The 13,295-nt window shown below is 53.8% G+C and carries 9 protein-coding genes; 5 read left to right on the top strand and 4 right to left on the bottom strand.

Annotation, left to right across the window (positions count from 1 at the left end):
• Positions 1-16 precede the first annotated feature (16 nt).
• Positions 17-1,264, top strand: coding sequence for a clostripain-related cysteine peptidase (locus NQ495_RS02200; RefSeq protein ID WP_009134610.1), 1,248 nt, complete (start codon positions 17-19; stop codon positions 1,262-1,264).
• A gap of 51 nt (positions 1,265-1,315) precedes the next feature.
• Here the strand turns inward: NQ495_RS02200 and NQ495_RS02195 are convergent, their stop codons facing one another.
• From NQ495_RS02195 to NQ495_RS02185, 3 genes are read right to left on the bottom strand one after another with little or no spacing between them, the layout of a single operon-like run.
• The gene (locus NQ495_RS02195; protein ID WP_009134611.1) at positions 1,316-2,737 is read right to left on the bottom strand and encodes an efflux transporter outer membrane subunit; all 1,422 of its coding nucleotides are present in this window, start codon (positions 2,735-2,737) and stop codon (positions 1,316-1,318) included.
• A complete protein-coding gene (locus NQ495_RS02190) occupies positions 2,730-5,882 on the bottom strand; it encodes an efflux RND transporter permease subunit (RefSeq protein WP_009134612.1) in 3,153 nt (1,050 codons plus the stop codon). The genes NQ495_RS02195 and NQ495_RS02190 overlap by 8 nt, the downstream gene beginning before the upstream one ends.
• 6 nt (positions 5,883-5,888) lie before the next feature.
• A complete protein-coding gene (locus NQ495_RS02185) occupies positions 5,889-7,004 on the bottom strand; it encodes an efflux RND transporter periplasmic adaptor subunit (RefSeq protein ID WP_009134613.1) in 1,116 nt (371 codons plus the stop codon).
• Positions 7,005-7,240: 236 nt separating this feature from the next.
• Between NQ495_RS02185 and NQ495_RS02180 the strand changes: the two genes are divergently transcribed.
• The 3 genes from NQ495_RS02180 to NQ495_RS02170 are packed head-to-tail and all read left to right on the top strand — an operon-like array spanning position 7,241 to position 9,619.
• A complete protein-coding gene (locus NQ495_RS02180) occupies positions 7,241-7,876 on the top strand; it encodes a corrinoid protein (protein ID WP_009134614.1) in 636 nt (211 codons plus the stop codon).
• A gap of 21 nt (positions 7,877-7,897) precedes the next feature.
• Positions 7,898-8,593 carry a vitamin B12 dependent-methionine synthase activation domain-containing protein gene (locus NQ495_RS02175; RefSeq protein ID WP_009134615.1) on the top strand — a complete coding sequence of 232 codons (696 nt, stop codon included), beginning with the start codon at positions 7,898-7,900 and terminating at the stop codon, positions 8,591-8,593.
• Between the two features lie 12 nt (positions 8,594-8,605).
• Complete coding sequence (locus tag NQ495_RS02170) at positions 8,606-9,619, top strand: methylcobamide--CoM methyltransferase (protein ID WP_040294581.1); 1,014 nt, start codon at positions 8,606-8,608, stop codon at positions 9,617-9,619.
• A 162-nt stretch (positions 9,620-9,781) separates the two neighbouring features.
• On the opposite strand, the gene NQ495_RS02165 is transcribed toward NQ495_RS02170, so the two are convergent.
• Positions 9,782-11,644 carry an SLC13 family permease gene (locus NQ495_RS02165; protein WP_009134617.1) on the bottom strand — a complete coding sequence of 621 codons (1,863 nt, stop codon included), beginning with the start codon at positions 11,642-11,644 and terminating at the stop codon, positions 9,782-9,784.
• Positions 11,645-11,784: 140 nt separating this feature from the next.
• On the opposite strand from NQ495_RS02165, the gene NQ495_RS02160 reads away from it, so the two are divergent.
• Positions 11,785-13,161 carry an aldehyde dehydrogenase family protein gene (locus NQ495_RS02160; RefSeq protein ID WP_040294582.1) on the top strand — a complete coding sequence of 459 codons (1,377 nt, stop codon included), beginning with the start codon at positions 11,785-11,787 and terminating at the stop codon, positions 13,159-13,161.
• The last annotated feature ends 134 nt before the right edge of the window (positions 13,162-13,295 follow it).

Raw genomic sequence — 13,295 nt, 5'->3', positions numbered from 1 at the left:
TTGAAAATGAACAGAGATGAAGCAGAGATTAATATACTGGTGTTTGGTCGTCGTGTCGCTGGGGGGATTCGCCTCGTGTAAAAACGATCCTACGCCCGATCCCCCCCAAACAGCCGACCGTACGGTGTTGGTCTATATGGCTGCTGACAATTCCCTGACCTGGAATGGCGACTTCGGAAATAAAAACCTGGGCCAGATCGTACGTGCGATGGACGGTTTGAAGGGCAATATGCTTGTCTATATCGACCTTCCGAGCGAAGGTGCTACCCTCTACAAGATCGAAGGAGACGGAAAGACGAAAACCGTTGTCGAAAAGTACGGAGTGGAAAACTCCGCTTCTACCGAAGTGTTGCAGCGCGTGTTGAATACTTCCATGCAAAAGTATCCGGCGAAATCGTACGGATTGGTGCTGTGGTCGCACGGCAAAGGGTGGGTGCCCTCGGACCTGAATATACAAGGAATGCGCAGCCGGCCGGAAAGCGGGGATGTGTCCGGGACGGCCGTGAGCGGCTCGGAAAAGGAGTTGTGGCGGCCGATGGAAGATGCCTTGGTGACCAAAACATTCGGAGCCGACGGCTCGTCCGAAATGGAAATTCCCGATATGGCGGCTATACTGCCCAAGGATCGTAAACTGGATTTCCTGATATTCGATGCATGTTTCATGTCCTGCGTCGAAGTCGCCTATGATTTGAGACATGCAGCCCAGTACATCATTGCATCGCCCACCGAAATTATGGGGGACGGATTCCCTTACGGTACTGTGGCCCCGCTCTTTTTCAGGGAAACTCTCGACCCGCAGGCGATCTGCTCCGCCTTTGTCGATCACTACCGAAACCTGACGACGCCGGAAAATGGCGGATCGGCATCGATCGCGCTGATTAAAACCTCAGAAATGGATGCGCTGGCTTCCGCGGCCAGGGATGTGTTCGCGCTGAATCCGGCCCCTGTGGTCGACGCCGGTAGCGTGCAATATCTGGAATTGCTGCCGAATCACGTTTTTTACGATCTCGAGGATTACCTTTCGCAGTTTGCATCCGGCACTTCACAGTTTGAAGCGTTCCAGCGGCAATTGGCCCAAACGGTGGTCTATACGGATCATACGGACAGGATTTACAGCGCATTTGGCTTGTATAACGGCACTCACGCCTTCCCGTGTACCCGTTTTTGCGGGCTCTCCACCTATATTCCACGTACGAATTTCCCGGGCTATAACGTTGCTCACCTGCAAACCGCTTGGGCTCAGGCAGTAGGACTTGTCCAGTAATGCGGGATGATTTGATCCAAATACATTCTTATACGATTTAGCCGGGTTCGATTACTCGGAATTCCGGGCCTGCTCGGCCTGTAACAACTCTTCGGGGGTAGTCCAGCCGCCCCCGAGTGCTTTGTATAGTGTCGCATAACTGCCCAGATAGGCGCCCAGCGTCGCGGCATAGTTCATTTGTGCGTCGAACAGCGTACGCTCGGCGTCCAGCACGTTCAGGTAGCTTACCTGTCCCAGGCGGTAAAGCTGTTGCGAGAGATCGTAGCTGTGCTGCACCGCGTCGATCGTCGCCTTCAGCGCAACGGTTTGCTGACGGTAGTTCTGCACATCGCTCAACGCGGTTTCCACGTCGTTCATGGCCTGCAGATAACTCTGCTCATAATTGAGGATCGTCTCTTTGTTCTTCTCACGGGCCACCTGTACCCGCCTCTTGTTGGCTCCGAAACTGAAAATCGGACCGGTGAGGGAACCTGCTGCGGACCACATCCAGGCTTTGCTGTCGAATAATTTTTTGAACTCTTCGCTCAGCAGGCCGCCGGCTCCCGTGATGGCAATGGACGGAAAACGCATCGCCTGCGCGACGCCGATCTGTGCATTCGAAGCGGCCACCTGATAGTAGGCCTCCATAATATCAGGCCGCCGGGTCAGCAGGTCGGACGGCAATCCCGCAGGAATATCCCCCGGCAGGTGTTGCTGCATCAATGAAGCATGCGTGCCGGATAGATTCGAGGGGTTTTCACCCATCAGCAAACTGAGCGCATACATGGCCTCCTGTTTACCCCGGCGGTATTGCGGAACGGCTGCTTCTGCGGCTGCCAGCGCACTTTCGGCCTGTTTCATATCCAGGTCGGAAACCGTGCCGATCCCATAACTCTGGCGGGTCAGTTCATAGGAACTTTTGCGCGAAGCATAGGTCGATTCTGCAATTTGCAACGCGTATTCGTATTGCAGGTACGTGAAATAGGTGGTGGCTACTTCGGCGATCAGGGCGAGTTTGACCCCGCGGGCGGCTTCCGTCGTGGCCAGAAGCTGGTTGCGGTCGGCTTCGGCCATCCGGCGGACTTTGCCGAATAGGCCCAATTCCCAGGTAAGCGTCGGACGGAAAATATAAGATTGCTCCAGCTTGTCGCTCTTTGTTCCGATGTAAGTTTCGTTGCCGTACTGTGCTTGCAGTGAATACTGCAACGATGGCCAATATTGGCTCTGGGTGGCCTTCAGGTTCAGCCGGGCCTGCTTTACGCGCGAAAGGGCCATGCCGACGTTGCGGTTGTTCTGCACGGCCCGGTCGATGAGCCGCGAAAGCGTGGTGTCGTTAAAAATTTTCCACCAGAGCAGGTCTTCGGTTGAATCGTTGACCGACCCGAGATATTCCGGGGGTGTTTCGACGACCGGAGCCTTAAATTTCGGTCCGACCGCGCAACCTCCAAAGAACAGGATGGTTGCGGCCCATGTAAGGATATGTTTGTTATTCATGGTGTTCGCTGTTTGTCATTTCTTGTTGTTTGGCCGTTCGCTTCTGTTCGTATTTGCCGATCTTGCCGATCCATACGAACAGGGCCGGGTAAGCGAATATGCCGATCAGCGTGGCGATCAGCATACCGCCGAAGAGTCCGAGACCCATGACGTTGCGTGCGACGGCATTGCTGCCCGTAGCGAAGATCAGCGGAATTACGCCCATCAGGAAGGCGAATGCCGTCATAATGACGGGGCGCACCCGCAAACGGGCGCCTTCGATCGCCGCATCCCTGAGCGAAAGACCCTCGTTGAATTTTGCTTTGGCATATTCGACGATCAGGATCGCATTCTTGGCGGCCAACCCGATCAGCATGATCAGCGATACCTGCAGGAAGATGTCGTTGATGTACTTCGGATTCAGCAAATGGCCGAGGAAGATGAACAACATGGCGCCGAAAACCGCGAACGGAATGCCGAGAATAATGCTCAGCGGCAGCGACCAGCTTTCGTAAAGCGCGGCCAGAATCAGGAAGATGAAAATTATGGCGTAGAGGAAAACCGTGGCTTCGCCGGTGGTGTGCGCGTCCTGGTAGGACATGTTGCTCCATGCGTACCCCATGTCGGAGGGAAGTACCCGGGCGGCTACCTCTTCGAGGGCCTGCATCGTTTCGCCGGTCGAATAGCCTTTGGCGGGCTGCCCGGTCACCGAAGCGGCTCGGTACAGGTTGAAGCGGTTGGTGTATTGGGGGCCGGTAGTGTCTTTGACGGTAATGAACGAGGCGATGGGCAGGCTCTCTCCCCGGTTGTTCGTGATGTAGAACAGATCCAGGTCGGACTGCGTGAGCCGGTACTCGCTGGCAGCCTGTATATAGGTTTGGTACATGCGTCCGAAGCGGTTGAAGTTGTTGACATAGCTTCCGCCCAGGTAGGCCGATATTTTCTCGTGCAGGTCTTGTAGCGATACGCCGGCTTTGAGCACTTTTTCGTTGTTGATCCGGATAGCCTTTTGCGGAATATCGGCCTGGTAAAGCGTGCTGATGGATGCGATTTCCGGGCGTTTCCGGGCTTCTTCGATAAATTTATCGGTGTATTGCGCCAGGTATTGGGGCGTGTTGCCGCCTTTATCCTGGATCATGATCGTAAAGCCGGAACCGGGACCCAATCCGGGAATCGAAGGAGGTCCGAAGGTGAACACTTCCGCAGAATTGATCGCTTCGTACAGTTCCCCGTTCAGCATGTCCGAAATTTCGTCAGCTGTCATTTTACGCTGTTTGTAATCTTTGAGCCGGATGAAAACCAATCCGCTGTTGGGTGCTTCGGTTCCGGACAGGAGGCTGAAACCGGCCGCCGCCGTCACCGACTGGATGTTGTCGTTTTTGCTGAGCACCTCCTGAAGCTGGTCGATCACTTCCTGCGTGCGTCCCAGCGAAGCGGCGTTCGGCAGTTGGATATCGGCCATCAGGTAACCCTGGTCTTCATCGGGGAGAAATCCTGTCGGCACTGTTTTGACGAACAGCAGGACGACCGCGACGACGATGCCGATCAAGACCAGCGTACGGGCGCTGTGCCGGATAATGACGTTGCTGGTTTTCAGGTAATCGTCGACACTCTTTTTAAAAGTCCGGTTGAACCAGCCGAGAAAGCCTTTTCGCTCGGCTTGCCGTTTCGGACGGAGCAACAGGGAACAGAGGGCCGGTGTCAACGACAGTGCGTTGATCCCGGAGATGCAAACCGTAATGGCAATCGTGATCGCGAATTGCTGGTACAGTTTTCCGGCGGCTCCCGGCATCAGTCCGACGGGTAGGAAGACGGCCATCAGGACGGTAGTCATCGCGACGATCGACGACGATACGCTTTTCATCGCCGCCTGTGTCGCCTCTTTGGCTTTCATGCCTTGTTCCAGGTTGACCTGTACCGCTTCCACGACGACGATGGCATCGTCGACGACCAGTCCGATGGCCAACACAAGACCCAGCAGGGAGAACACATTGACAGAAAATCCGAACAGCGGGAAAAGCATGAAAGCGCCGATCAATGCCACAGGAATCACGATCAATGGAACGAAAGTCGCCCGGAAATCCTGCAGGAAGAGGTAGATGACCGCAATGACCAACAGCAGTGCGATCAGCAGGGTCGTGACGATATCTTGAATCCCCGAGGTGATGGTTTTGGTCGAGTCGACCAGCGTGTCGTAGGTGATTCCTTCCGGAAACGATTGCGACATTTCGCTGAGCAGCGCTTTTACCTCCTTGCCCACCTGTACCGCGTTGCTTCCCGGGGATTGGTTGATAATCATCAGGACCGCATCGTGCCCTTGGTAGGTCGAGCTGACCGAATAACTCTGCGTTCCTAATTCGATGGTCGCCACGTCGTGAAGCCGCACCAGCGAGCCGTCCGGATTGGCACGTACAATTACGTTGCCGAATTGTTCGGCCGTATTGTAGGGCGAAGGCATCCGGACCGTATAGGTGAAATCCGGTTTTTCTGCGGTCGGTTCGGCGCCGAGCTGGCCGCCGGGAACGACTTCGCTCTGCGAGGTAATCGCCCCGGCGATATCGGCGACCGTCAGGCCCAGATAATCCATCTTGTCGGGTTTGATCCATACCCGCATCGCGTACGCGCCGCTGCCGAGTACCTGTACCTGGCCCACGCCGTTAATCCGGGCGATACGGTCTTTGATGTTGAGCATCGCGTAGTTAGACAGGAACGTTTCATCGTAGCGGCCGTCGGCGGAAAAAAGCGACAGTACCATGATGTAACTGGTCGTGGTCTTCTGCGTCGTTACCCCCTGTGTGATGACTGCCGCAGGAAGCTGGGGGGTAGCCGACGCTACACGGTTTTGTGTATATATGGTGTTCATGTCGGGGTTCGAACCTACGCCGAAGGTTACCTGTAGGCTCATACTGCCGTCGTTCGAATTTGTCGACTGCATATAGAGCATGTCACTCACACCGTTGACACTCTCCTCGATCGGTGTGGCGATGCTCTGCTCGACCGTCAGCGCATCCGCGCCCTGGTAATCGGCCGAGACCTGTACCATGGGCGGAGTGATGTCGGGATATTGTTCGATCGGAGTGTTCTGTATGCCGATGAGTCCCAATACTACGATCATGATGGCGATCACCATGGCGAAGATCGGGCGCCGAATGAAGATATTTCCCATAACGTTTTACTTTTTTGCGCTCGGTTCGTTGGTTTGCGGTTCGACACTCACGCCGGCGCGCAGTTTGTGGAAGCCGTCGGTAATAACCTGCTCACCGGGTTGGAGGCCGGAATCGACCACCCACATCGGCCCGACAGTCTGGCCTAGCGTAACGATCCGCTGCTCGGCTCTGTTATCGGGTCCGAGGACATAAACACTGTAAACGCCTTGTGTCTGATTGACGGCGACCTGAGGGATTAACAATGCGTTGCGGAGCGTGTCGGTAACGGCGCTGACCTGTGCGAACTGGCCCGGGCGCAACAACGTGTCCGGATTGGCGAACGTCGCCTGGGCATCGAGCGATCCGGTCGATTGTTCGACGGCCCGGCCGATGAAATCGAAACGGCCCCGTTCGGGGTAAACCGAATTGTCTGAAAGTGACAGCGTCAGGTCATATAGTTGGCCGCCCTGCTGCATCAATACGGCATAGCTTTGTTCCGGAATAAAAAAGAGCACCTTGACGCTGTCCACCTGCGAAACGGTATTCAGGGAGTTGTATTTGGAATTTAACCCGACAAAATCGCCCACCTGGGCCAGCGTCCGGCCGATGATACCGTCCACGGGCGAAGTGATGCGCGTATAACCCTGTTCGATCCGGGCTGAAGTGAGGGCAGCTTTTGCAGCCCGCAAGGAAGCCTGTGCCGCCAGCAATTGGGCGGTGGCGTTGTCCAGGTCGCTCCGGCTGGCCGCATTGATCGCAGCCATAGCCTTGGTGCGTTCATAGGTCTGGCGAGCATCGGCCAACTGGGCTTCGGCACGGCTGACCGATGCCTCGCTTTGTGCCGTTTGCGCCGCATAAGGCGCTGTTTCGATCGTATACAGGAGCGTGCCTTTCTTTACGAAACTTCCTTCCCGGAAATGAATGCTTCTCAGGTACCCGTCCGCGCGGGGTTGGATTGTGATGTCACGGTAACCGTTGATCTGACCGACGAAACTCTTGCGTACCGGAACATCCTGCACGGCCACTTCTGCGACCGGAAGCCTGACGGGACCTGCAGCCGGTTTTTGTGATGAACGGCATCCGTAAAACAAAGTTCCGCCGAGGGCTGTAATCAACAGCATGTGGAGTCGAAGTGTTTTCATAGAGTCAAGTGTTTGGTTTTGCAAGCAGTCAAAAAACATACCGTTTCTGTAAAACTTCCGACTTCGGCCCTTTGCCGTTTTAGGTCTGGCGTGCAGGTCCGGCGAAAATGATAAAAACGGTTGAAATTGTACTCCAGGCAAGGAAATGAGCGGTTTTTCCCTCTGGATATTCAAAATAATTACTACCTTTATCCCATTGACTTTTTATAACCACCAAACTTGAACTTTTATTTATTATGGTTGATTTGAATTTGCTTTATGAGGCGATCCTGGGCGGTAAACTGGAACAGTCCGTAGAGGTAACCAATCAGGCGATTGCCGAGGGTGTTGAACCGCAGGCGATTATTAACGGATATATGATTAAGGCCATGGAAGAGGTCGGGCAGCGCTTCCAGCGCGGCGAGGCTTTCGTGCCGAACCTGCTGATGGCAGCCCGTGCGATGAAAGGGTCGCTGGATATTCTAAAACCGCTCATGAAGGGCGATGCGTCTACCTCTTTGGGTAAGGTTGTGATCGGTACCGTAAAGGGCGACCTGCATGATATCGGCAAAAATCTGGTCGCTTCGATGCTCGAAGGCTGCGGGTTCGAGGTGATTAATTTGGGTGTCGATGTGGGGAGCGAGAAATTTATCGAAGCCGTCAAGGAAAACAAGGCCGATATCCTCTGTCTCTCGGCGCTGCTGACCACCACGATGAACTATATGAAAGAGGTGATCGACGCTTTGCAGGCCGCAGGTATGCGTGACGAAGTGAAAGTGATGGTCGGCGGGGCTCCTGTGACCAATGCTTTTGCACAGCAGGTCGGCGCCGATGGTTACAGCGAGGATGCGAGTGAAGCAGTTGCCGTGGCTCGTAAACTGGTTTCCGCTTAACGATTTTTATTCCGGGAAGGAATGGAAAGTTGTTCGGTTCCTTTTGCCGCATTGGGGATTACTCCTGCCGATGTATTCGAGGCGATGGGGTACGGGCAAAATCGGCCCGATGCGGAAACGGAACGGTTGATCGCGCGGCTGATTCCCAGCTTCGAAAGCGCTGAACATTTGTATTGTTTTCGTATGTTCGATGGCAAAACGGACAAGAGAACAATCGAAGTGGGAGGACAAACGTTCGATACGGGAACGACGGTAGCCGCAGTAATGCGGGGTGCCGAGCGTTTTGCGGTTTTCGTTGCAACTGCCGGAAAAGATTATGAACAGCGCCGCGATGCATTGAAGGCCGAGGGAGACATACTCAGCGAATATGCGCTGGATGCCATCGGTTCGGCGATTGCGGTCAGGATGGGTGAGTATGTCGAGGCCCAACTTGAAAGGAAGTTGGGACATGTCAGGTTTTCACACCATTTGAGTCCCGGACATTGCAATTGGCCTGTGGCCGATCAGCAGAAGTTGTTTCACTTGATGGGGGAGAATCCTTGCGGTGTGACGCTTTCGGATAGTTTCCTGATGTATCCGGTCAAGTCCCTAAGCGGAATTATCGGTATTGGGGAGCGGGTCCGGCAGATCGCGAACAACTGTGATGTGTGCCCGATGGTCAACTGTTTCAAACGGCACACCTCGGCAGGTGAATCACAACGAACTAACTTACTTTAACAGATAACCTTTATGAGAAATATGCAGGATTGGGCCAAAGGCCTGATGGATAGCAAAAAACGGGGCGTTTTGCCTATTATGACCCATCCCGGTATCGAGATGATCGGCCGTGAGGTATACGATGCGGTGACCGATGGCCGGGTGCATTACGAGGCTATCAAGGCGGTAAATGAAGCCTATCCGCAGAGTGCTGCGGCGACGGTAATCATGGACCTGACGGTCGAAGCCGAAGCTTTCGGCAGCGAAATTTCGTTCCCGAAAAACGAAGTGCCCAGTGTGATCGGCCGTCTCGTGTCGGATTACGCTTCCGTGGAGAAGTTGCAGGTGCCCGATCTGACCAAAGGACGTGTACAGCAATATCTCCTGGCCAATAAACTGGCTGCCGAAAACATCACGGATAAGCCGACTCTGGCCGGATGCATCGGTCCTTTTTCGCTGGCGGGCCGCCTGTTCGACATGACCGAGATTATGATGGCCTGCTACGTAGAGCCGGATACGATCGAGTTGTTGCTGAAGAAATGTACCGCATTCATCAAGAACTACTGCCTCGAGCTGAAGAAAGTCGGAGCGAACGGTGTAGTGCTCGCCGAGCCGGCGGCAGGACTGTTGTCGAATGACGACTGCCTGAAGTTTGCGACTCCGTACCTGAAAGAGATCGTGGATGCGGTTCAGGATGAAAATTTCATCGTCGTCCTGCACAATTGCGGTAATACCGGTCACTGTACACAGTCGATGGCGGCTGCCGGTGCCTGGGCACTCCATTTCGGTAACAAGATCGATATGGTCAAGGCTCTCGAGGATACGCCGGAAGGCGTGTTGGCGATGGGGAATATCGATCCCGTAGCCATGTTCAAAGTAGCCACGGCACAGGAGATGAAAACGGCTGTGTCCGATCTGCTCGAACGGACAAAAGATTACAAAAACTTCATCCTTTCATCGGGATGCGATACACCCCCCGAAGTTCCGGCGGCTAATATTGATGCTTTCTACGAGGCGCTGGACGAATTTAACGCCAAACGTGCATAGTTCTTGTGGACGAAGTGAACCTCAACGAAATACCCGGCAGTATCTCTGCCGGGTATTTCGTTTGCTGTGTTTCTTGTGGAAAGCTTCAGTATGTAATAAAAGCGATCCTTTGCAGCGAAGCCGGTTGTTCGGAGCGGACAAGGGATGACCGGCCCGGGCCGGTTAAAAGGGGAAGAGCAGGGGAAGTGTCAGTATCATCACTATGCCGATCAGAATTTGCAATGGCAATCCGACTTTGATGTAATCCATGAAAGTGTATTGTCCGGCCGGCATGACCAGTGCATTGGGCGGCGTGGAGAACGGCGAGGCAAAACACATGCTGGCTCCGACGGTTACCGCAAAAAGGAACGGATATGGGCTGGTTCCGATTTGTATTGCCGATTGCAGGGCTATGGGAGCCAGAAGTACGGCCGTGGCGGTATTGCTGATAAACATGGTCAGTAAAGATGTGGTGAAATAGATGCCGGCCAACAGGACTATCGGGCCGTAAACGCCCAGGCCGCTGACCAAACTGTTGGATATGTATTCGGATACGCCGGTCTTTTCCAGGGCCATCGACATCGGCAGCATGGCCGCAATCAGTACGATACTCTCCCAGTTGATGGTTTTGTATGCAGCTTCCACGTTGCGGAAACAACCCGTCAGTACCATCAATACCGCAGCGATCATAATCGCCGTAACCGGGGCGATCGGGATGAAGTCGAACACCATCGCCATAATCATCAGGAGCATGATGACACCTGCTAATGGAGCTTTGTAGTCGAGGGTGACTTTGGCCGCTTCATTTAGCGGTTGTCCCAATACGACCCAGTCCGAGTTTTCCTGGCTCAAATGGCCGATGGCATTCCAGCTGCCCTGGACCAGCAGCACATCTCCGCTGTGCATCTTCTCGCCTTTCAGGTTATTGAGGATGTATTCGCGTTTACGCCGAATGCCGAGGATGTTGACGTGGTATTTGTCTCGGAACCCCGATTCCCCTATGGTACGGTTGATCAGGCCCGAAGTAGGCATCAGGACGATCTCTGCGATACCGATGTCGTAAAAGTCCAGTGAATTGCGGTTTATTGCGGACCTCTCTTCGGGCATGTGTGTGTCCAGCAGTTCCAAACGGTAGGTTTCAGCGAAATGTTGCACTTTGTCGAAATCCCCCATCACATAAAGGAGGTCATCCGGCAGTAAAACAGTATTCGGAGCTGTTCGCTGGCTGATCGTTTTGAAAAAACGGCTCTGGGGAACGGTAATCCTTCTTATTTCGAGGATGTTCAGGTCGTAGCGGTTGCGGATGTCGGCTTCTGCGGCTGTTTTGCCAATCAGCGGGGAATGGGGTGCTACGTGCATCCGGAAAAGATGGTCGCCCAACTGATATTCCGCAGCCAGATCGTTCAGCGATTTGTTTTTGTAACCGCGTTGTTTCTCTTTTGTCCCTGTTTTCGAAAGAAAATATTTGCTCAGAGGAATCAGTACGAGGGTTCCGACCCCGACACAAATTAAACCTACCGGAAGAAAGGAGAAGAATTCGAGCGGTTGAAATCCGGCTTCGGTCAGCGTATTTTGTATAACGAGGTTGGGGGGTGTGCCGATTAATGTCATCATGCCGCCCATGCTGCTGGCGAAAGCGATCGGCATCAGCAGGCGGCTCGGATTCATGTGGAAACTTGCGGCAAGGCTGACTGCGATGGGCAGCAGCAGTGCGACGGTGCCGGTGTTGCTGACGAATGCCCCGATAGCCGAGGTGACGGCCATAAGCAGGATGAAGAGCCGCAATTCGCTTTTTCCCGCCAATTTAAGCATTTTGTTGCTGATCATTTTGGCCAGCCCGGTCTGGAAGATTGCACCGCCGACCACAAACAGCCCGATCATCATAATTACGATCGGATTCGAAAATCCGGACAGAGCCTCTTCGGGTGTAAGAATTTGGAATACGAGCAGCAGGATCAGCGCACAAAGCGCGACCAGGTCTGAACGGATTTTTCCGTTCATGAAGAAAATAGCGGCAAGAACCAGAATGATCAGGGTGATAAGCATCGACCTAAAGAGTGGTTAGGATTAGTATTTAAACGATAGGTACAAAAAACGTGCAAAGATAACGGATTGCCCGGTTTTTGCGGGATTCTCTCTATATTTGATTGCATGTAAATCTAAATATAAATATAATTGGAATGGCAATGGAGTCACAACAAGATAGGACAGCGCGGATTGTACAGGCACACCGGGAATATTACCAAAGCGGGCAAACCCGTATCTGGCAGTTTCGCCGGACGCAATTACGGCTGTTGTTGAAAGCGATCGGGCGTTATGAAGCTGAATTGTGCGAAGCGTTGTGGCGGGATTTGCATAAGTCCCGGGAGGAGGCGTTCCTGACCGAAATCGCTCTTGTAAAGGCGGAAACGAAAGGATTGATCCGGCACCTGAAACATTGGAGTGCGACCAGGCGTGCGGCAACGCCGCTGTTTATGTTCGGTTCGTGCAGCCGTATCCGGCAGGAACCATACGGAGTGGTCGCGATCCTTTCCCCGTGGAATTATCCGTTTCAATTGTTGTTTGCACCGCTTGCCGGCGCATTGGCTGCCGGAAATTGCGCGGTACTGAAACCCTCGCCCCGTACGCCTGCGGTAAACGAAGTGATGCGCAAGCTGATTTCGGAAGTTTTTGCCCCGGAATACGTGTCGTTTTTGGAAGGAGGTGCCGAGACGGCCCGTGCGTTACTGCAGCAACGGTTGGATTATATCTTTTTTACCGGTAGTCCGGCCCTGGGACGCGAAGTGATGACTGCCGCGGTCGCTCGGTTAATCCCGTTGACATTGGAGCTCGGAGGGAAAAGTCCGTGCGTAGTGGACCGGACGGCCGATGTTAAAATTGCCGCACGCCGTATCGCCTGGGGAAAATTTCTCAATGCGGGACAGACGTGTGTGGCGCCGGATTATCTGTTGGTGCATCGGGAGATCGTGCCGGAATTGACTGCCGAAATAAAGTTGTCGGTCAGTCGGATGTTCGGCGCAGACCCTCGGCAAAGTCCTTATTACGGACGTCTGGTCGGAAATGAAGAAGTTGAGCGGATGCGGCGATTGATGGAGTCGGGAGAGGTGGTTTTCGGGGGCGAAACCGATGCGGCAGCCCGCTATGTCGCCCCGACACTGCTGCGGGACGTGGCGCCGGACAGTCCGTTGATGCAACAGGAAATTTTCGGTCCTCTGTTGCCCGTCCTCGAATTCGATGATTTAGAGGCAGAGGTGGTTCCTTTTATTTCAGAACGGGAAAAGCCGTTGGCACTTTATTATTTCGGAGAGCGGCGTACCGGTGAAGCTCTTTTCGGTCGGGTCGATTCCGGCGGCGGCTGCGTCAACGACGTGGTATTGCATCTGGCCAATCCTGCACTGCCGTTCGGCGGAGCAGGAGGGAGCGGGATGGGGCAGTATCACGGTCGATATAGTTTTGAGACCTTTTCCCGTCCCCGTTCCGTGCTGACAGCTCCGCGCAAGTCGGATTTTGCGATGAAATATCCCCCTTATAAGGGATTTCGCATGATACGCAAATTGTTTTAGGATGTACAGGAGTGGACGATGACTGAAAATTATGGAATAGAGGGATGGAACAGTCCCTCTATTTTTTTTCTTTCTTGTGCCGGATAAATAATGGGGGTTGCTCGGGAAAGAAGTATTATTTTCGGTTTTATATA

Source organism: Alistipes indistinctus YIT 12060, assembly GCF_025144995.1.
GTDB lineage: Bacteria > Bacteroidota > Bacteroidia > Bacteroidales > Rikenellaceae > Alistipes_A > Alistipes_A indistinctus.
Note: the sequence above shows the minus strand (reverse complement) of the source record. Positions and strands in the feature narration are given on the sequence as shown.

Coding starts and splice junctions, on each gene's coding strand:
- NQ495_RS02195 (WP_009134611.1), bottom strand. CDS start 2,737: ATGAATAACAAACATATCCTTACATGGGCCGCAACCATCCTGTTCTTT.
- NQ495_RS02185 (WP_009134613.1), bottom strand. CDS start 7,004: ATGAAAACACTTCGACTCCACATGCTGTTGATTACAGCCCTCGGCGGA.
- NQ495_RS02190 (WP_009134612.1), bottom strand. CDS start 5,882: ATGGGAAATATCTTCATTCGGCGCCCGATCTTCGCCATGGTGATCGCC.
- NQ495_RS02175 (WP_009134615.1), top strand. CDS start 7,898: ATGGAAAGTTGTTCGGTTCCTTTTGCCGCATTGGGGATTACTCCTGCC.
- NQ495_RS02160 (WP_040294582.1), top strand. CDS start 11,785: ATGGAGTCACAACAAGATAGGACAGCGCGGATTGTACAGGCACACCGG.
- NQ495_RS02170 (WP_040294581.1), top strand. CDS start 8,606: ATGAGAAATATGCAGGATTGGGCCAAAGGCCTGATGGATAGCAAAAAA.
- NQ495_RS02180 (WP_009134614.1), top strand. CDS start 7,241: ATGGTTGATTTGAATTTGCTTTATGAGGCGATCCTGGGCGGTAAACTG.
- NQ495_RS02200 (WP_009134610.1), top strand. CDS start 17: ATGAAGCAGAGATTAATATACTGGTGTTTGGTCGTCGTGTCGCTGGGG.
- NQ495_RS02165 (WP_009134617.1), bottom strand. CDS start 11,644: ATGCTTATCACCCTGATCATTCTGGTTCTTGCCGCTATTTTCTTCATG.